At 50.1% G+C, this 20,041-nt stretch carries 18 protein-coding genes; 14 read left to right on the top strand and 4 right to left on the bottom strand.

The window, feature by feature from the left end; all coding sequences use genetic code 11:
* Positions 1-322: 322 nt before the first annotated feature.
* The 4 genes from narX to CLR69_RS03835 all read left to right on the top strand — a co-directional run bounded on the left by narX (position 323) and on the right by CLR69_RS03835 (position 5,642).
* On the top strand, positions 323-2,131 hold the full coding sequence (gene narX, locus CLR69_RS03850) for a nitrate/nitrite two-component system sensor histidine kinase NarX (protein ID WP_197730563.1): 1,809 nt from the start codon (positions 323-325) through the stop codon (positions 2,129-2,131).
* Positions 2,124-2,774, top strand: coding sequence for a two-component system response regulator NarL (narL, locus tag CLR69_RS03845; protein ID WP_010276892.1), 651 nt, complete (start codon positions 2,124-2,126; stop codon positions 2,772-2,774). The genes narX and narL overlap by 8 nt, the downstream gene beginning before the upstream one ends.
* Before the next feature lie 261 nt (positions 2,775-3,035).
* Entirely contained in the window at positions 3,036-4,310 is a 1,275-nt protein-coding gene (locus tag CLR69_RS03840) for an acyltransferase family protein (RefSeq protein ID WP_129709674.1), read from the top strand.
* 291 nt (positions 4,311-4,601) lie between these two features.
* Positions 4,602-5,642: a DUF481 domain-containing protein gene (locus CLR69_RS03835; RefSeq protein ID WP_129709676.1), complete on the top strand. Its 1,041-nt coding sequence runs from the start codon at positions 4,602-4,604 to the stop codon at positions 5,640-5,642.
* 74 nt (positions 5,643-5,716) lie between these two features.
* On the opposite strand, the gene CLR69_RS03830 is transcribed toward CLR69_RS03835, so the two are convergent.
* Entirely contained in the window at positions 5,717-6,403 is a 687-nt protein-coding gene (locus CLR69_RS03830) for a gamma-glutamylcyclotransferase (protein WP_129711590.1), read from the bottom strand.
* A 487-nt stretch (positions 6,404-6,890) separates the two neighbouring features.
* Here CLR69_RS03830 and CLR69_RS03825 point away from each other — a divergent pair, with 487 nt between their 5' ends.
* From CLR69_RS03825 to dauA, 3 genes are all read left to right on the top strand, one after another.
* Positions 6,891-7,694, top strand: coding sequence for a siderophore-interacting protein (locus CLR69_RS03825; RefSeq protein ID WP_129711591.1), 804 nt, complete (start codon positions 6,891-6,893; stop codon positions 7,692-7,694).
* 328 nt (positions 7,695-8,022) lie between these two features.
* On the top strand, positions 8,023-9,123 hold the full coding sequence (gene chaA, locus CLR69_RS03820; protein WP_129711592.1) for a sodium-potassium/proton antiporter ChaA: 1,101 nt from the start codon (positions 8,023-8,025) through the stop codon (positions 9,121-9,123).
* 163 nt (positions 9,124-9,286) lie between these two features.
* Positions 9,287-10,990, top strand: a complete 1,704-nt coding sequence (gene dauA, locus CLR69_RS03815; RefSeq protein ID WP_129709684.1) for a C4-dicarboxylic acid transporter DauA — start codon at positions 9,287-9,289, stop codon at positions 10,988-10,990.
* A gap of 38 nt (positions 10,991-11,028) precedes the next feature.
* On the opposite strand, the gene CLR69_RS03810 is transcribed toward dauA, so the two are convergent.
* Entirely contained in the window at positions 11,029-11,445 is a 417-nt protein-coding gene (locus CLR69_RS03810; protein ID WP_129709686.1) for a hypothetical protein, read from the bottom strand.
* A gap of 138 nt (positions 11,446-11,583) precedes the next feature.
* On the opposite strand from CLR69_RS03810, the gene folM reads away from it, so the two are divergent.
* The 3 genes from folM to CLR69_RS03795 are packed head-to-tail and all read left to right on the top strand — an operon-like array spanning position 11,584 to position 13,652.
* Complete coding sequence (gene folM, locus CLR69_RS03805; RefSeq protein ID WP_129711593.1) at positions 11,584-12,306, top strand: dihydromonapterin reductase; 723 nt, start codon at positions 11,584-11,586, stop codon at positions 12,304-12,306.
* 30 nt (positions 12,307-12,336) lie between these two features.
* The gene (locus CLR69_RS03800) at positions 12,337-12,852 is read left to right on the top strand and encodes a sigma-70 family RNA polymerase sigma factor (RefSeq protein WP_129711594.1); all 516 of its coding nucleotides are present in this window, start codon (positions 12,337-12,339) and stop codon (positions 12,850-12,852) included.
* Positions 12,849-13,652 carry an anti-sigma factor gene (locus tag CLR69_RS03795; RefSeq protein ID WP_129711595.1) on the top strand — a complete coding sequence of 268 codons (804 nt, stop codon included), beginning with the start codon at positions 12,849-12,851 and terminating at the stop codon, positions 13,650-13,652. The genes CLR69_RS03800 and CLR69_RS03795 overlap by 4 nt, the downstream gene beginning before the upstream one ends.
* Positions 13,653-13,704: 52 nt before the next feature.
* Here the strand turns inward: CLR69_RS03795 and CLR69_RS03790 are convergent, their stop codons facing one another.
* Both CLR69_RS03790 and CLR69_RS03785 read right to left on the bottom strand, forming a co-directional pair.
* Positions 13,705-14,280 carry a YceI family protein gene (locus CLR69_RS03790; protein WP_129709694.1) on the bottom strand — a complete coding sequence of 192 codons (576 nt, stop codon included), beginning with the start codon at positions 14,278-14,280 and terminating at the stop codon, positions 13,705-13,707.
* A 159-nt stretch (positions 14,281-14,439) separates the two neighbouring features.
* Positions 14,440-15,636, bottom strand: a complete 1,197-nt coding sequence (locus CLR69_RS03785) for an immunity 26/phosphotriesterase HocA family protein (protein ID WP_129711596.1) — start codon at positions 15,634-15,636, stop codon at positions 14,440-14,442.
* A 221-nt stretch (positions 15,637-15,857) separates the two neighbouring features.
* On the opposite strand from CLR69_RS03785, the gene rstA reads away from it, so the two are divergent.
* The 4 genes from rstA to CLR69_RS03765 all read left to right on the top strand — a co-directional run bounded on the left by rstA (position 15,858) and on the right by CLR69_RS03765 (position 20,000).
* Positions 15,858-16,595 (top strand): two-component system response regulator RstA, encoded by a 738-nt coding sequence (rstA, locus tag CLR69_RS03780; RefSeq protein ID WP_129709698.1) that lies wholly within the window; start codon positions 15,858-15,860, stop codon positions 16,593-16,595.
* Complete coding sequence (rstB, locus tag CLR69_RS03775; RefSeq protein ID WP_129709700.1) at positions 16,592-17,905, top strand: two-component system sensor histidine kinase RstB; 1,314 nt, start codon at positions 16,592-16,594, stop codon at positions 17,903-17,905. The genes rstA and rstB overlap by 4 nt, the downstream gene beginning before the upstream one ends.
* A gap of 178 nt (positions 17,906-18,083) precedes the next feature.
* The gene (asr, locus tag CLR69_RS03770; RefSeq protein ID WP_129709702.1) at positions 18,084-18,554 is read left to right on the top strand and encodes an acid resistance repetitive basic protein Asr; all 471 of its coding nucleotides are present in this window, start codon (positions 18,084-18,086) and stop codon (positions 18,552-18,554) included.
* A gap of 834 nt (positions 18,555-19,388) precedes the next feature.
* Positions 19,389-20,000: a helix-turn-helix domain-containing protein gene (locus tag CLR69_RS03765; RefSeq protein WP_129709704.1), complete on the top strand. Its 612-nt coding sequence runs from the start codon at positions 19,389-19,391 to the stop codon at positions 19,998-20,000.
* The last annotated feature ends 41 nt before the right edge of the window (positions 20,001-20,041 follow it).

Below are 20,041 nucleotides of genomic sequence, written 5' to 3'. Positions count from 1 at the left end.
ATAAAAACGCGGTAGAATTAAGGCGCAACATTAGGGATTACACCGCAGGTAAAGTTGATGCAAATCAACACGCTGTCAGGTAAAAAAATCGAGTAAAAACAATCACACTCCTTAATGAGTAATTAAAATAGAAAAATAAGCAACGATAATTCAAGCTGTTATATCTCTATTTTTCCTTACTGTCATACCCCCTTCCAAGGCATGGATATTCGGTGGTACTCACTAGTGGGTATAGGGTTATCACGTAGGATCGGGAAAAATGCCAAAAGGGTTATCCTTCTCGGTACTGGTTTTCTACTCCTCCAGCAGAGGTCGCTTTATTATGTTTAAACGTTTCCTGCTGCCGCTGTCGCTCGTCAATCAGGTTGCACTATTGATGTTGCTACTCGGTTTGCTGGGTATTGCAGGCATGTCGATTTCCAGTTGGATGTCTCAAAGCATTCAAGGGAACGCGCACGCCATTAATAAAGCGGGCTCACTGCGTATGCAAAGCTACCGTCTGCTATCGATGGTACCGCTCTCTGCTGAGAACGAAATTTACCTGCAAGAGCTGGAAGAAGACGAAATCAGCAGTGACTTACAGCAGGCAGTACGCCGGGAAGGACTCAGTGAGCAATTCACTGCGCTGCGCGTTTTCTGGCTGGAGAGTCTGCAACCACATCTACGGCAGGCAACGCATTCTGCCGATGCCTCGGCGGATGTTGCTCGCTTCGTAAAACAGCTGGACGATCTGGTTTCCGCCATCGATCATAAAACCGAACAGCGGCTGATGATGGTCACGCTGGTGCAACGTATTTTCATCGGCATCATGTTTATCCTGCTGGCGACGACCTTTTTTTATCTGCGTCGACGCCTGCTGACGCCATGGCGGCATCTGGTTTCGATGGCGCAGGCGATCGGGCAAGGTGATTTCACCCAGCGGGTCGCCATCAATGGTCATGATGAAATGAGCACGCTGGGACAGGTGTTGAACAGCATGTCGGACGAACTTTCCGCCATGTACCACAGTCTGGAACAGCGAGTTGCCGAGAAAACGGCCGATCTGCAACAGAAAAACGATCTGCTCTCTTTCCTTTATCGCGCCAGCCGACGACTGCATACTGGCGCGCCGCTGTGCAGCCGACTGATGCCAATTCTGAACGAACTGCCGTCGTTGACACCGCTTCGCAATATTCAACTGCGGCTGTATGAAGATAACAATCAGGAACAGTTTCACCAATTTAGCGATTTCAACCCGTTGCAGCCCGATCATTGCCCAGATACCAGTTGTCAGAGCTGCGGTATGCAGGCAAAACGGGAAGAACTGCCGGGTGAGCCTCACTACTGGGATCTGCACGACAAACATGGGCAATATGGCGTTGTGTTAGCCACCCTGCCGGGCAATACCTCACTGAGCCGCGATCAGAATCAGTTACTGAATACATTATTGGAACAGTTGACCAGCACGCTGGCGTTGGAGCGTCAATCCAACCATCAACAGCAATTGATGCTCATGGAAGAACGCGCGACGATAGCCCGCGAGCTACACGATTCTATCGCGCAGTCACTCTCCTGCCTGAAAATTCAAGTGAGCTGCCTGCAAATGCAGGGCGGCGATTTACCTCCCGCCTCTCAACAACTATTGACGGAAATGCGGGAAGAGTTGAACACCGCCTATCGCCAGTTGCGTGAACTGCTGACGACCTTCCGGCTGAAGCTTTCGGAATCCGGCTTACTTGCCGCGCTGCGGGCATCGGTCGATGAGTTCGGCAAGCGGTTGGGGTATCCCATCGAACTGCATTACCGTTTGCCACCGCAGTCGGTATCCGCGCATCAAGGCATTCACGTTCTGCAAATTGTGCGTGAAGCGCTGAGCAATATTTATAAACACGCGCAGGCCACACAGGTCGATATCACGCTGCAATTGCGTCAGGGTTACATCGAACTCAGCGTGGCCGATAACGGCATCGGTATTCCTGATGATGCCAGCCGCGCTAACCACTATGGACTGATTATCATGCGCGACCGTGCACGGGGTTTGCACGGCGAATGCATTGTTCGACGCCGGCCGTCGGGAGGCACTGAAGTGAATGTCAGCTTCCTCTCCGAATATCGTCACCGGCTGCCATTAACAGGAGAAACTCATGATTAACGAAGATGCCGCCACCCTACTGCTGATTGACGACCATCCCATGTTGCGCAATGGCGTTAAACAACTCATCAGTATGGATCCAGAATTGCAGGTGGCAGGTGAAGCTAGCCACGGCGAACAGGGTGTCGAGCTAGCGGAACAGTTGGACCCAGATTTAATTCTGCTCGATTTGAACATGCCCGGAATGAATGGACTGGAAACATTGAACCGCCTGCGGGAAAAATCACTGTCTGGCCGGATTGTTGTCTTTAGCGTATCCAACCATGAAGACGATGTGGTCAATGCATTAAAAAATGGTGCCGATGGCTACTTACTGAAAGATATGGAGCCGGAAGATTTACTGGCTGCGCTGCATCAGGCAGCATCAGGGAAAATGGTGTTGAGCGAAACGCTGACGCCGATTCTGGCCGCCAGCCTGCGCGAAAGCCGTCACAGCAGCGACCGAGATATTCAGCAACTCACACCACGCGAACGCGATATTCTGAAATTGTTGGCTCAGGGACTCTCCAATAAAGTGATTGCCCGTAAGCTCACCATTACGGAAAGTACCGTCAAGGTACACGTCAAACACCTGTTGAAGAAAATGAAGCTAAAATCACGGGTTGAAGCCGCCGTCTGGGTATTGCAAGAAAAAGTCATTTAATCAAACCGTAACAACAAGCAGTTATGAGCAGCGGTAAGGATAAGGCGCTCAGGCGCCCCTCCCATCGAGATTATCCTCGCGAGAGCGAGGATGCAGCAGAAGTTGGTGAAAATGCCACCATTGCCCCGCAAAATTAAACGGTGACTAAACGACGCCGGCATTTATAGCCATTATCCTAATTAATGTGACGTTGCTCTCGTCTAAACTAGTTCGTAATCGCATTTTTAAGCTTTTACACTGAGTTTAACGTTGAGGAACAACATGAAGAAGGTCAGTAAAGAGCGATTTATCGGCCTGGAGTGGTTACGATTTTTGCTCGGCTGCTATGTGATGATTTATCACACGGTGCACATTTATCCCCAGCGAGAGCGCATTCCTTTTTTGAGCGAACTCACCAGTATGGGATTCTTCGCGACCAGCACATTCTTTGTCCTGTCTGGCTTTTTACTCGCGCATGTCTACATTAAAGACGGACGTCTACGTGAGCCTGTTCGCCAGTTCTGGGCCAAACGCTTCTTTAATCTTTACCCTATCCACATCATTGCCCTACTGTCTTCTATTGCCGTTGTCACGCTGATGCAATGGCTGGCCGTGCCACCTGAAGGACAAGTCGCTAGCGCGCGCTTCGTCATTTATGACACGAATGACCCCGCAGCCGATCCTGAAACACTGCGCCATTACATGACGAATGCACAGTTGGCGTTCAACGGGTTATTGCAGGTACTGATGTTGCAGGCATGGAATCCTTACTTCCTGACCTTCAATGCCCCGTTGTGGTCACTTTCTACGCTGTTCTTTTTCTATCTGGCGTTTCCACTGTTAGCCCCGCGTCTGTTGAACAGCCGCCATCCGTGGCTGTGGATGGGGATCATTTGCCTGCTGTATCTGCTACCGCCGATTTGGGTGATCTGGCAGCAGCAGTACGGCATGCCGTACACAGGGCTATTGCAACGTGGACCGATCTTCCGTTTGCCGGAATTTCTGGCCGGGATTTTAGGCTATGCACTGTTCCGTCATTATCGCCAGAAAGATCGCTCACCGTTGAGCAAGGGCCAGCGTTACGGTGTCGCCCTCTTCATCGGTATAAACTTCCTCATCGCTACCTGGCTATTCACGAAAGGTGACGCCTATTGGTATTTCCTGTTGCACAACGGTTTGCTGCTGCCAGCTCAGGTCGGTTTGGTTTGTCTCAGTGCGCTTGCGCGTGAGCCTAGTAGCGAATGGCTGCGGCATTGGTCACCGCGGCTGGGTGCTGCCTCGCTCTCCATCTTTGCGCTACATGTTCCGCTCTTCAATCTGTTCCGCACCTTGGAACAGCTAGTACGCGGTAACCCAATGGCCTGCTTCAGCGACTGGGATCAATGCATTGCCGCTGCGGGTCAGGTACAGCTATCCATGACGGGCTATATTATTTTCCTGCTCAGCACCGTGACGCTATGTGTTCTCTTCCAGGAACGGATCGTATTCCGCGTAAGGACATTCCTGACCTCACGTTTTCTTCGCAGCAATACACCCCGCACGCAGCGCACCGCGTAGCATTATCGATCGCGCATACATCTCTGGCCTGAAACAAGTTGGCCAGAGATGCCCTCTTACATCGACGCTCCCTTCTACCGCTAAAAACGTGACAGACATCGCGTTATAGCGGTTAATCATCAATAGCACCTTTTATAACTATATACATTCTAATCAATTATCGTTTTCGGGTAGAGCATCACTCAGATTCCTGTTAATGTTTGCCGTTCCGGGCTAAACCGGTTCGTTTTTATCGGCTGTACGTCTTTGACGGACATCTCACTACATGTCACCACGGTTTATTTGGCAATAATGACACTATCCAAACACGCAATCTCTTCCCTCAGCCTGGTTATCGCCCTCTCCGCTGGCATTACGCAAAGCCGCGCTGACACCATTTGGCTGAACAACGGCGACAAAGTCACAGGGAAAATCACGCTGCTTGACGGCGGTAAACTCTTTATCAACACCGACTATGCAGGCTCCATCTCTGTAGCCTGGGATAAGGTTAAAACCTTTGAAAGCGATCATGGTCTGGTGATTCAAGGGGAACGCTACGCAAAAGGCGTCCTGTATCCGACGATCAAAGCGGGCGAAAACCGCGCTATCGTCGCAACCCCGTCACTGGCTAACGAAGCAGCAGGCCCGCAAACATTACCGCTTTCCGAAATCACCTCTATTGTGGCGCAGAAGCCGCTGGTGACTGATTTCGCCTGGAAAGGCAATATTGATGCTGGCATGTCGCACAAGAAAAGTTCGACCGAAACCGATAACTACGACGTGACGCTGAACACCAAAGCGCGTCACGATACGTGGCGACACAACCTTGATGCCAGCTACCATTTGGCAAAAGAGGATAAAGTCGAGAGCACCAAGAATGCGGCTGGCGAATATGCATTGGATAAATTCGTGGATGAAAACTGGTTCTGGCAGGGCCGTTATCAGTACAAACGCGACTGGATCGAAAGCATTAAAATCAACCGCTCTTTCGGTCTCGGTCCCGGTTATCAGTTCTGGGATAACGATTTAGGCGCGTTCTCACTGACATCACTGGTCAACTCCCAAACGTTCGTGTACCGCGATCAGGGTGATGATGATTTCTACTCAGGTGCGATAAAGTGGGCATATAACCGCTATATGTTCAGCAAATCGGTTGAAGCCTTCACCAACGGTGAATTGGGGCGTTCCTTTGATGGTACTGCGCCAATCTATCTGAAAGCGGATGCAGGTTTGCGCTTCAAGTTGACCGACTGGTCTTCAATGACAATGAAAGTGTCACGTACCCGTATCGAAAGTAATCAGGGGAATGTTGACGACACGCTATACACCATGGGTGTTGGCGTCGGCTGGTAATTCAGTCGTTTCACATAGTCTCAAGGTGAACGGCGATACCGTCGTTCACCTCAAATTTCACGCCCACCTCGTCGTTATTGTCCGCTCCCCGTGGACGAAGCACACGACTGCTGTAAGGTACGCACTCGCTGGGCTAATTCGCTCACGCTATCATCTTCCGTTCCGTGATTTTTCAGCTCTTGCTCCAGCGCAAACAGATATTGCGCATTGGTGCCGAGGGGACCGCTCGCTCGGGCAATCAGCGGTGCAACGCTCTGAATACAGATATCATTTTCGTTCAGTGGATGTTCCGGTTCGGAAACAAACACCAGCGCCGTCAGCGGTGTGCCGTTCTTGCGATGCAGTTCGCACCAGAGCGGGCGATAGCAGCCCGTTAGCATTTCGCGCTTCCACAGCAGTTCTAAATCTTCACGCAGTGAGGTTTCCGGCAGGCGAAAAGCCACACCCGTCGTTTGCCCGCCGGGTTGCAGCGCCAGCATCCGCCCCGGCTGTGTTATTGTGCCGCGGCCAATAGTGAGGCGCAGACAAAAGGCTCGCTGCCACCCCTCCAGCGTTGCCAGACAGGTTTCTTCGGCGTCAAAAACCGGGTTCCACATAAGTGAACCGTAACCAAATACCCAGACAGGACAGCTATTGGGTCGGAGCGCAAGCGTCTTATCCAGAGAATCAGCCCGCTGTTGCGGCGTGAGCAGTAAGGTTTCTTCAATACACCCAAAAGACGTTCTACAATCTGCTTTCTGCAAAAAATCGCGTGTTAACACTACTTACCACCCCCAGCCCTACTCTTTTTCTGCTCGTCAGATCGGCTCTCGCCCTGCGTTTAAAAACCTAACTGCTTCATCTGCTTAATTTTACAACACCATAGAACTTGAGGTTATTCATTTATGGCTTTGCGATCAAGTTTGATACTGGTCACAAAACCTGAAAAAGTTAGTGATAATGTTTCATTCGCTCACGATGCCGCGTTAATACCCTAAATAATTCGAGTTTGAGGACAACGCACATGCAACTTGAAGTATGAGGGGTTTATCACTTAATCGGCAACGCATCGCCAGACTTGACGTATTCCTGATACAAACCTCATTTTTGTGACATCAGGAGCCTGCCGCAAGCCGTTCGTTTAATGTGAAAGCGCTAGCCGCGTATTTATTTCGATAAAAATAACAACGAAGACACGAAATGATAATAGTTATCATCCCATGTTACTATCATTCCTACACTGGAATTGACTATCCACGGAGACACTGAATGGCAACGCCGCGTCAGCCTGTTTTAGTTCAGGTTAAACAGATCCACGATCTTTCCCCTCATTTACGCTGCATTACTTTTCATCATGACGCGTTGCGTGATTATCCAGCCGAGCGATATGGCGCGCATATCAAACTCTTTTTGCCTCAGACTGGGCAACAAAAACCGGTTCTACCTACCATTGGTGAGCGCGGTCCGATCTGGCCAGAAGGCGAAGCCCGCCCTATTGTTCGCACCTATAGCGTTCGCGCATTGCGCCCTGAGGATGCTGAGCTGGATATGGTGTTCGCGCTACATGAACACGCAGGGCCTGCGGTCAACTTTGCCCGTCAAGCCAAGCCCGGTGACTGGGTCGGTATTTCGCAGCCTGGTGGCCCACTCCCAATGCTGCCTCTAGCAGCCGCTTATTATCTGGCAGCAGATCCGTCATCGCTTCCTGCACTGATGGCACTGTTGGAGAATTTGCCTGATGACGCCCAGGGGCATGCAGTGATTCGTGTCGATAGCGAAGCAGATAAACTCGCTATTGCTAAACCCTCACAGCTTCATCTGCATTGGATCATCGGCGGAACAGAGGTTACCGATGCGCTGTTGCACCATTTTCAGGCACTTCCGGCGGCTGATAATGCGTTTTACTGGTTAGCGGGTGAGGATCGTATTGTGGTTCAACTTCGTCGCCACGTACGTCGCGAGCGCGGGTGTGAGCGAAATCAGATATACGCCGTGCCTTATTGGCGAGAAGGGTTAAATGAAGAGGATTATCATCACAAACGCCACGATATCATGGACAATCCTGACGAATAACCACAAAAAAAACATTTAATATTATTATGATAGGGAGAAGATATGAAGATTCTCCCTTTTCACTTTAATTTTAATTTAAAACGTAAAAATCCGTAAAACTTCCCACACAAATACGACAACCTGTTATCATATTGTTCGTTTTATTACGTTATAACTACTTTTTAGTAACCTTTTGCGGTTTATTATTGTGTTACAGCCATGAATAAATGGTTTATACCCTAAATAAATTGCTTTATGCCCTAAGTAACTCGAGCAATCAGTCCGCTGGCTTGAAGTATGAGGGGGATATTTTGCCGTATCATTCCTCTGGATAAGGAGAACTCCCGCAATGAAGTCTCATGCTGAGGTGGTCAAAACTCGCCATCATGAATACTCACTCATTTTTCCTGTTATTGCGCTGGCCGTGCTCTACATGTGGAGCAGTTCACAAGATTTTGTCGCCATTCTCGGTATCAACGCCCTCGCGCTAGCCGGGATACTTTTCAGCGCGTTTAGCGTAGTACGTCACGCTGACGTCCTTGCACATCGCTTAGGTGAACCCTATGGTTCACTCATCCTCAGCCTGTCTGTCGTCATTCTCGAAGTCAGCCTGATTTCAGCGCTGATGGCCACCGGTGACGCTGGCCCGGATCTGATGCGCGACACGCTCTATTCTATTATCGTCATTGTCACTGGCGGCCTGGTGGGTTTCGCCCTCTTGCTCGGTGGCCGCAAATTCGCCACGCAATATGTCAACCTCAGTGGTATCAAACAGTATCTGATGGCGATCTTCCCATTGGCCGTGATTGTGCTGGTTTTCCCCAGCGCCTTGCCCGATGGTAATTTCAGCGTAACGCAGTCTCTGATTGTTGCTGCGATTTCTGCGGCAATGTACGGCGTTTTCTTGTTGATTCAAACGCGTACGCACCAAAGTCTGTTTGTGTATGAACATGAAGATGAAGGTGACGGCGACGATCCACATCATGGCAAACCGTCCGCACACAGTTCCCTGTGGCACACCGGCTGGCTTCTGGTTCATCTGATTGCCGTTATTGCGGTAACCAAGATGAACTCCATGCCGCTGGAAACGCTGCTGACCGAAATGAACGCACCGACACAGTTTACGGGCTTCCTGGTCGCGCTATTAATCCTCTCTCCTGAAGGGTTGGGGGCAATCCGCGCCGTCCTGAAAAATCAGGTACAGCGTGCGATGAATCTATTTTTCGGCTCCGTACTCGCGACAATTTCCCTGACGGTTCCTACCGTCACGATCATCGCCATGATAACTGGCCGTACGCTGAACTTCGGTTTGGATATGCCACATATCGTCGTGATGCTATCCGTATTGGTACTGTGTCACATTACATTCTCGACAGGTAGAACCAACGTGTTGAGCGGCAGCGCACACCTGGCGCTCTTTGCCGCCTATTTGATCACCATCACGCTGTAACCCCTCTGCCGACGCGGTTTTCGCCGCGTCGGCTTCGCCAAATCTCACTTCTCTTGATGTATATCTGGATCTTCTGAGCGCGTCCGGCGTATCGTAAGGCTGTCGTCGACGGACCGGCAGGCCCGCCATGTTGATTTACCTTCTTACTTTGGTTTCTGCTTAGATGAAAACGCACGGAATTAACGGTGTCAGGCCGTTCAGCGCGCTGATTGACGCGTGCTGGCGCGAGAAATATACGCTACAACGTTTTACCCACGACATTATCGCTGGTGTTACTGTCGGCATCATCGCCATACCGCTGGCGATGGCCCTGGCAATTGCCAGCGGCGTTCCTCCGCAGTATGGGTTGTATACCTCGGCCATTGCCGGGATCGTTATCGCCATCAGCGGCGGTTCACGCTACAGCGTGTCAGGCCCGACAGCCGCTTTCGTCGTTATTTTGTATCCAGTGTCGCAACAGTTCGGATTATCCGGCCTGCTGGTCGCCACCTTGCTTTCCGGTGTATTTCTACTGCTGATGGGGCTCTGCCGCTTCGGCCGTTTAATTGAATATATTCCACTTTCCGTAACGTTGGGATTTACCTCAGGGATCGCCATTACTATCGGTACCATGCAAATCAAAGATTTCTTCGGTTTGCAGATGGCAGTCGTGCCCGAGCATTACGTCGAGAAAGTGGCGGCGTTGGCACAGGCGCTACCTACCCTGCATCTTGCTGATACGTTGATCGGCGCAACAACGCTGCTGGTTTTGATCGTCTGGCCCAAACTCGGTATCCGTCTACCCGGCCATTTGCCCGCACTGCTGGCAGGCGTCGCGGTGATGGGGATTATGTCGCTGCTGGGTGAAAATGTGGCGACAATCGGTTCCCGTTTCAGCTATATGCTGGCCGATGGTTCGCAAGGGCAAGGGATTCCGCCTATCCTGCCACAGCTTATTTTACCGTGGGATATCCCGTCGCCAGATGGGAAAACGATGACGCTGGATTGGCAAAGCATTTCCGCTCTGCTGCCTGCGGCATTCTCGATGGCGATGCTGGGTGCGATTGAGTCGCTGCTGTGTGCCGTTGTGCTGGATGGGATGACGGGCAAAAAACACAACTCCAACGCAGAACTAATGGGACAAGGTTTCGGTAACATCATTGCGCCCTTCTTTGGCGGTATTACCGCGACAGCCGCCATTGCCCGTTCCGCCGCCAACGTCCGCGCGGGAGCCAATTCACCGATTTCCGCAGTGATTCATGCGCTACTGGTGTTGTTGGCGCTATTGATTCTTGCTCCGTGGCTGTCTTATCTGCCGCTGGCAGCGATGGCATCCCTGCTACTGATTGTCGCCTGGAACATGAGTGAAGCGCACAAGGTGGTGGATTTACTACGCCACGGGCCGAAAGACGACATTATCGTCATGCTACTCTGTATGTCGTTAACCGTGCTGTTCGATATGGTAATCGCAATTACCGTTGGTATCGTGTTGGCGTCGTTGCTCTTCATGCGACGTATTGCGCAAATGACACGCCTGAGCGAATTGCCGGACACTAAAATACCGGATCATCTGGTGCTACGTGTTAACGGCCCGCTGTTTTTTGCGGCGGCAGAACGCATCTTCAACGACCTGACTGTGCGCAGCGAAGGCTACCAAAATATCATTTTGCAGTGGGATGCCGTGCCGGTGCTGGATGCGGGCGGACTCAATGCATTCCTGCGCTTTAGCGAAACGTTGCCTGAAGGCAAGCAGCTCATCATCACTGACATCCCCTTCCAGCCGTTAAAAACGCTGGCGCGGGCGAAGGTTCACCCGATTGAAGGACGCCTCAGCTTCTACGGTTCATTAGCACAGGCGATTGAAGCGACAACGGTACGTTCAGCGTAACAGAACCATAGTAGAAATATTGTGCAGGCCACGCCGTGCTAATGTTGCACGGCTGGCATTTTAAACCGGACGGACAAACGTTCATCCCGCAGCGTTAAATCCAGCGCCGTGTCACATTCGCCGATAATGGCGCTCAGTTGTTCGTTCGTCAGCGCATAAGGCAGTTGGATATCAAACGCGTTCAAGCCTTGCTGACGTGCCAGCGTAATCAGCCTGATGATATTGGTTTCATCACTCACCTGCGTAGAGAGCACCTGTAATGCCAGAGCCTTCAGACGCTCTTTCGGCGCACTCTGCCGAGCGGATGCCATCTTGGTCACCATGCCAAAAATCGGCATCACGCCGTACATCGCATCCACGAAACGCCAACGTTTGTTGCACAATGCCGCCAAATAATCCGTGTAGTCCAGACAGAGTGGCTCACTGGAACTGGTAAACTCAGGGGATTTGTCCATATTCCCTTTTCTCCTCTTCGCCAGTGGTTTGTTGCGTACTACCCTGACGGGTATAAAACCATAACCTGTATACTGGTTAATTCAGGTATATTGTCACGGTTCGCCCCTTTTTGACTAGCGTGTTGAGGAGACCTAATTGTGACAACTTTTTCTTCTGCTCCCGTGTTGATTACCGGCGGCGCACGGCGTATTGGACTGGCACTGGCGCGTTCGTTCCTCGCGCAGTCGACTCCGGTTATACTCAGCTATCGCACGCCTTATCCCGAATTGGACGCGCTAGAGCAAGACGGCGCCACTTGTCTATCCGCCGATTTTTCCACCACGGAAAACATCTACGCGTTTGCTGAGAAAATCCAATCGCTCACACCGCACCTACGTGCCATTATTCATAATGCCAGCCGCTGGGAGCCAGAAAGCCCCTCCACGCCACCGGAACAGACGCTGGCCGATATGCTGCAAATTCATGTCTATACGCCCTATTTGCTCAACCAACTGCTGGAATCCTGTCTGCGTGGGCAAGGTATTGCTGGCGCGGATATTATTCATCTGACGGATTACGTGGTTGAAAAAGGCAGCGAGAAACACATCGCCTATGCCGCTAGCAAAGCAGCACTGGATAACATGACGCGCTCGTTTGCCCGCAAGCTGGCGCCGGAAGTGAAGGTCAACGCCATTGCTCCCGGTTTAATCCTGTTTAAGGAACAGGATGACGAAGCATATCGTCAACAGGCGTTGGAAAAATCATTGATGAAAATCGCACCCGGCGAAGAGGAGATTGTCCAACTGGTGGACTATCTGCTTAACAGCCGCTATGTCACAGGGAAAACGCTGGGCGTGGATGGTGGGCGAGCCTTGCGCTAGCGCCTTGAGTAGCAACGTGAGGATAAGAAAATCACTACCAGTGAAGTTCGCCAGCAGCTTACTGCACACCTAACACGCCTGTGGCGTTATGGGCTAGTTCTGTCGCGCAGCCATGAAGTTGCCGAGGAGTTAGTCCAGTCCACCTGCGTTCGTGCGCTTGAAAAGAGTACACAATTTACTCCAGGTACCCGAATCGACAGATGGCTGTTCTCCATTCTCCACTCAATATGGATTTCCGAACTGCGCGCCCGCCGCGTACGTCAGGGGCAAGGATTTATCGAAAGCAAGGAATTACTGGCCCCGGATACCCATGAGCGGGACAACGATCGTCTGCATTACCAGAAAATAATGCAGCGCGTCAGCGCGCTTCCAGAAGCACAGCGCAATACCGTATTTTTAGTTTATGTCGAAGGGTTTACCTATCAGGAGGCGGCAGACACGCTATCGGTACCGATCGGCACCATTATGAGCCGACTGGCCGCCGCGCGGGGGACGCTGGCTAGATCAGTTGATACCCCACCGTCGACAAAGGAGAAACTGTCTTGAAATCCATGCGTTTTACTCCCCCTTACAGTGACGAAGCCATTGTTGCCTGGCTGGATGGCGAGATGAATGAGGCCGATGCGCAAAGATTCAAGACATTGCTTGAGGGAGACGAACGGCTTTCCGAGCGCACCGCCGAGCTGATGAAAAGCCAGTTTGATTTTGAAGAAGCCTTCGCCCCATTACTCGACAAAGCGCCTGAGGCGAAGATGCAAACCAGACTTGAGGCATTAGTGACGACAGTGCCAACATCCAGCCCCTCCTCATCTCACGCGGGAGTCAGCCGCCGCTCGCTAATTGCCGCGTCACTCAGTTTTCTGGTCATGGGTTCTGGACTGGGCTACTTCGCACGTTTTTCCCAGTCCGCTTTCAGCGACAGCGAAAAAATTCGCGATCTTGAAGCCCAGTATATGTCACTGTACAGCGCTAAAACCCTACTCGATGCGGACAGCTCCGCACAGACCTTGCAGAGTGGGCTGTCTCGAACTGCTCAGGACATTGGACTACCTCTCAATGAACAACAGCTGATGCTTCACGACGCAGAGTTGAAAATGGTACGTCTGCTGAGTTACGACAATACCTCGATTGCACAGATTACCTGGATGCATGCCAAATATGGACCGATGGCCTTGTGTATTTCCCCCGATCATCAAGCCACTGCCACTGCGCTTAAAAATGAGCAACGCCATGATATGCAGGTTGTCTGGTGGCGCGATCGCGGCTATCAGTTCGTATTAATTGGCCGTAGCCCTGCTACGCCGCTGACAGAAAGCGCACTCAAGCTACAAGCATCGCTGGCATAAACAGAGATCTGCCCTCCACGCACGGACGACTACGCCAGTGGAGGGCACATATTTATACGGTGTGTCGGGCTTTCGCCCGGATTTCAATATTAATCGCTACACGATCGTCCACCACGCCAGTAAATCGGTCCATGTTAAAAGACGAGCGTGAAATCGCGGTAGTGGCATGAAGAGACAGCGAGCCGTCATGCGATGAGGTTCCGCCCTGTTCTTCAAGCGTGGCTTCCAGAATGACCGGACGTTGGACGTTTTTTACCGACAGTGAACCAAAAACCCTAAAGTGACCTTGCCCCAGCGCCACCACCCTGCTACTGGTGAAAGTAATATCGGGATAGTGCTCAGCATCAAAAAACAGGCTGCTTTTTAACTGGTAGGTCAACAGACTGTTGGAAGCCTGTAGCGTCGTGATGGGAATTTTCACATCAATACGGTCATTCATTTCCTTTTCAGCATCCAGTGTGATATTGCCTGTCACGCCGTCGAGAGAGGCTTGTGACGGGTGACCAAATGCTTGCCATGAAAGCGCAATGACGGTGTTATCAGTAGCAACAGTGTAGTTGAGCGGCATAGCATGCAACAGTGGGCTGATAAGCAGCCCGATGGTCAATACAGGAACGATGCGCGTCATAGCAGGACTCTCCTCAGAATAAACAACGTGTAAACGCTCAGGAGGAGGAATTTATTCGGTCAATCGTTATTATTTTTCTCGACGCGGAGAAAACACGGAGAATTCATGGTGGACGGGTTTTGCGTTAACGCCCCGTCCAATAAGCTCTCTGGCGCTATTTCATGCTTTTTTCTTCGCACGGCCCTTGCGCTGGTAGGCTTTATGCTCGGCGACATATGTCAGGTAGGCCGCACGCGTCATCCCCCCAGAATGTTGGGCAAACGCATCGTAGGTGGTATCGGGCAGCAAACCAAATTCAGCCAGGACCTGTTCCCATGCTTCACGGTGCTCTGGATTGAGTAGCGTTTTATCGTAGTCAGGAAAACCCCTATCGGCAAAGGATTCGGCTGACATGCTGCTATAAGCGCCATTGTTCATATAACTGCGTCCGGCTCTGAAAACCGTATCCTGGCTGGCTTTATTGATCGAACAAGGCCCCCACGACAGGCGATAGTCGCTTTTCTGTGCGCTGATACTGGATCCATAGCCCACCGGGAACAGGATGTCGTCTTCCGCCAATGTCTTCGATCCCACATATTCGTAGTTGCCACGCAGAAAGGCGTCATCCATAACGATCCAGCATTTTTCAGACAAGGGCGACGCCACAATCTCCGACAAGGTGAGATTACGCACGGTGGTGCGAAAAAGGTAAGGCCGAACAAACAGCGGCATCGTCATCACATCGTTCCAGATGCTGTGTTCAGCAAACAGCGCGTCCTTTTGCATCTGACGCAGGTTACCAATAACCAGAACATAGCCATCGGTATGTAAGTCTATTTCAACCCGAAAAATATCGCCCGGAATGGTTTTATGTTGCTGATTTTTCATATGCGTCAACCGTTCCAGCTTATGCGCGTAATCAGCGGGCAAGCGCTCGCGATAAGATTGCAGCCAGTCGACAATTTCTTCTTTGCTGACCAAATGCCGATATTCCGGCAACGGTAGTCGAATAGAGTTTCGGTAATTGCTGGCGTTGATGTAACCGTAATTTCCCGAGTTCAGCGATCTGACGCCCGCAGAGAACACAACGCCATCGGCCTTCACACTGGAAACGCTGGTGTAATTCAGCTTTTTTTCTTTACCTCGTGCAGTTCTCGGCAGAATAACCTCACGCCCACGCGTTTGAATAATGACATCTTCCTCCTGATAATTTAGCGAGGTAGCGGTAATGCGCTTGCGGATCGTGTCGCAATCAAAGCAGATAAAATAGCCGTCACGAACGGTTAAAATATCCCATTCGGCCGATAATGGTTCCAACCCAAAATAAGGGCGTAAAGCTTCCTGCATCCAGCTGTTTATCTGGTCAATCGGTTTCATCTTCAGCGCGGTTTCCTGTGGAATAATCGGTAATTGTGGCGTGGCCGTTCTCGGTAAATGATGAGAAGTCAGGTGCAATATTGCCTAAAAAAACACGCACCGCAGCTTATCTAATTTGGATAGGTAAACAAATAGTTAATACCCATTTACGCTTCATATCTCGTTTATGACCTATCATCAAGCTATGCTATGCGTAGTGAGATGGAGATGACGTAGAGACCATGCATAAGATTGTTTTCATAGAAGATGATACCGAAGTTGGAAAATTGATCGCTGCCTACCTCGGCAAGCATGACATTGATGTTCAGGTCGAAGCACGAGGCGATCAGGCATTAGCCTTTATTGAACAGCAGCAGCCTGACCTTGTGCTGCTGGATATTATGTTGCCCGGCAAAGACGGGATGACCATATGCCGGGAGTTGCGGCCACAGTACAGTGGCCCGATTGTGCTGCTGACATCGTTGGACAGCGACATGAATCATATTCTGGCGCTGGAAATGGGTGCAGATGATTACATTCTGAAAACCACGCCACCCGCCGTATTACTCGCCCGCCTGCGCCTGCATTTGCGGCAATACGCCGCTACACCACAAACGGTGGTAGAAAATACAGCGCCCGCCGCGTTGCAGGTGCATAAATCACTGCACTTTGGCCTGCTCTGCATCGACCCGGTCAATCGGGAAGTAACATTAGGGCAAGAGCATATCGTGTTATCGACCGCGGATTTCGATCTCCTCTGGCAGTTGGCGACCCATGCCGGTCACATCATGGATCGGGATGCGCTGCTGAAAAATCTGCGCGGCGTGACCTACGACGGCATGGATCGCAGCATTGACGTCGCCATTTCCCGCCTGCGCAAAAAACTGTACGACAACCCGTTAGAGCCGTTCCGTATCAAAACGGTACGCAACAAAGGTTATCTGTTTGCCCCCAACACCTGGGAGAGCGTTACGCTATGAGAAAGCTGTTCATCCAGTTTTTTCTATTGCTGTTCGCCTGTTTTGTCGTCATGACGCTACTGGTCGGGCTGGTTTATAAGGTGACGGCTGAACGCGCCGGGCGTCAGTCCATGGATGACCTGATGAAAAGCTCGCTGTATCTCATCCGTAATGAGCTGCGCGCTATTCCACCTCGCGAATGGCATAAAACCATTAGCCAGCTTGACCTAAACCTATCGTTCAAATTGCATATCGAGCCGGTAAGTAAATACGCGTTGAGTCCCAAGAATCGGCAACGTCTGAACCAAGGGGAGATTGTCGCGCTGGATGATGAATACACGTTTATCCAACGCATCCCCCGCAGCCATTATGTTCTCGCCGTAGGCCCTATTCCTTATCTGTTCTTCCTGCACGAAATGCGGCTGCTGGATTTACTGTTAGTGATGCTCATCGGGCTGTCACTGGCGTTGCCGGTTTTCCTATGGATGCGACCACATTGGCAGGCCATGCTCAAGTTGGAGAACGCCGCACAGCGTTTAGGGGATGGTCATCTGGAAGAACGTATTCACTTTGATAGCACCTCAAGCCTATTTCGGCTCGGCATCGCCTTCAACCGGATGGCAGATAACCTAAACCAGCTCATCAACAGTAAAAAGCAGTTAATTGACAATATTGCGCACGAACTACGTACGCCATTGGTCAGACTGCGCTATCGGCTGGCGATGAGTGACAATCTGACAGAAGACGAACAGCAGGCGTTAAATCGGGATATTGGTCAACTTGAAGCGCTGATTGATGAGCTACTGACCTATGCCAGACTCGATCGTCCACAGGTGACGCTGCATCTTGCCAATATTGATATTCCTTCATGGCTACAGGCAAAAGTAGACGATTTTAGGCTGATCCACCCTGACAAACACATTTCGCTGGACATGCCTCATTCGGCACAGATTGGTGCGCTCGATTTGCGTCTGATGGAGCGGGTCTTGAATAACCTGATCGGCAATGGATTGCGCTTCTGCCATAGCCGATTGCATATTAGCCTGACGTCCGACACCGAGCATATCGCCTGTCTGCAAGTCGAAGATGACGGCCCCGGCATTGCGCCCGAAAGCCGGGAAAGCGTTTTTGAACCGTTTATCCGTCTGGAGGCAGGTATTGAGAACAGCAGCGGCGGATGTGGGTTGGGGCTGGCGATTGTTCATGCCATCGCACGGGCTTACGAGGGCAGTATTACTGTGGATGAAAGTCCGCTCGGCGGTGCTCGCTTCCGCTTCTGCTGGCCGATAAAAACCGCTACAACGCAGGCAGCAATCGCCATTCAGCACTAGTTCGCAGACAGCGGTAACCCCGCTGTCTTTCAATGTATTTATCGCCCTTCCAGACTTGTACATTAGGTTACATGCCGAAACCAATCACTCACTGAAGCCGCCCTCGGTTTCTCCTATTCTCTCTTCAACGGCCCGCGTGAGGGTCACGAAACGTGAATGAGATAACGAGGAAATGATGATGAATAAAGTATTAGTTATGATCGCAGGTGCGGCACTGGGTCTGTCCTCTGTAGCGTTTGCCGCGGATACCGTAACCAGCGCACCTGTTCAGCCTTCTGCAACGACAACCACGTCTGCTCCGGCTAAAGCTGTTCACCATAAAAAGCAGGTGAAGAAAGCTAAACCAGCCGCTGAACAGAAGGCGCAAGCTGCCAAGAAACACGTGAAGAAAGCCAAACCAGCCCCTGCACAGAAAGCGCAGGCTGCCAAGAAACACGTGAAAAAAGCTAAACCAGCTCCTGCACAGAAAGCGCAAGCTGCTAAGAAACACGTGAAGAAAGCTAAACCAGCTCCTGCACAGAAAGCGCAAGCTGCTAAGAAACACGTGAAGAAAGCTAAACCAGCTCCTGCACAGAAAGCGCAGGCTGCCAAGAAACACGTGAAGAAAGCTAAAACTGCAAAACCTGCTGAGACAACACCAGCGGCGTAATCGGTAAGCATCCTCTCCTTCCCCCATCGGGAAGGAGTTACTTCCGGTTAGCCCAAGTTTAAAGCACGTAACGAAGGGCTTATCGTAGTAGAGCAACCATCAAACACCCGGTTTACCGGGTGTTTATTTCATAGGGGGACGGGATAATGATGCGGCGCTACTCATTTGAAATTATGTTATCTCTGGTTCTGCTCTGTGGAGTTATCACCCTGAGTTTTTTTCTCTAATAAACAGCATTTCTCTATCATCCAATTCCCCCCGCATTCCCACTATTATTAAACGCTGAAATCCGCCCGCATAAAAACCCACCACATAATTGATAACAAGTCTCATTAACAGTATTATTTCTTCGAATAAATTAATCTCTCCGCCCCTCATTTGACAGGTCAAACCAGATGAGACTACCATCTAAAATATTTAATATCAATGCGTTACGGAAACATTTTTTAGCCACAATGACAAATAAACCAATAACAATTGAATTATCTAAATATTAAACTACAATTTCGAAATCAATAATAATTCACTTGGTTCTCAACTTACATTTATTATTAAAAATAAAGCACACTAAGTACAAGGTTTAATTGCCTAAGACTTCATCATGTCAAAAAACACCGCGCTGCGGTATTTTCTATCATTTCATTATCACGATGAAGTGTTAACCACATCATTATGTAAAACAAGGAGGAATCTATTGATAAAAAGACAGTGATATATTTAGTCGAATAAGGATTGACTTTCAAAACTATAAAATTAATTACATATCTTTAAGGAATTTAGATTCATCACAAGACGAAATGGACGCGTTATAACTCCATCACGTACAGGCTTTCAATGAAAGAATTAAATACATCTATTTTTCGCATCACAAAAATACTTTCACCACACAGCAATATCGCATCACCAACTAAAGTCATTAAAGGGAAACGGCTTTATTTCTTTTATCCATCAGGAGAACAAGTTATTTATTTTCTGGATGAAGGAACATTCTTAATGAAACAGTCAATAGACGATAAAGTTATTTCCGTTATATTATCACCTGCTATTATTGGCTGGTCTATGGTTACACTGGATGGCGGTGAGCTTTATCTGGAAAGGGTCGATTATGGGAAAATCCGCAGTATTCCTTTCAACACCGCGATGCGCATCATTACGGCTTATGAACGTTTCGATGATGTCTTAACGATTGTTAATACCGGCTTTCATGCACTGATCGACCACTGTATTGGGAATCATGGTGACTCACTTTCCATCGTGCATAAAATGCTACGTTCGCTGAATCAGCTTCCCCCCGATGTCAAACTCCGCTTTTCTGCTCTGTCCTATATTTCTCAACGGACATCACTATCAAAAAGCACGATAAAACGGGGGCTGAAACAACTGCAACAACAAGGTTTACTCACGTTGGAACGCGGTAAATTACGCCACCTCACTGAATGTAATTAAATAATCACTTATTTATTACGACGGGTCACCTGACCCGTCAC

Origin of the sequence: Pectobacterium zantedeschiae (assembly GCF_004137795.1) — a bacterium.
Lineage (GTDB): Bacteria > Pseudomonadota > Gammaproteobacteria > Enterobacterales > Enterobacteriaceae > Pectobacterium > Pectobacterium zantedeschiae.
The sequence above is the reverse complement of the archived record's forward strand: the minus strand, read 5'-3'. Positions and strand labels throughout refer to the sequence as shown.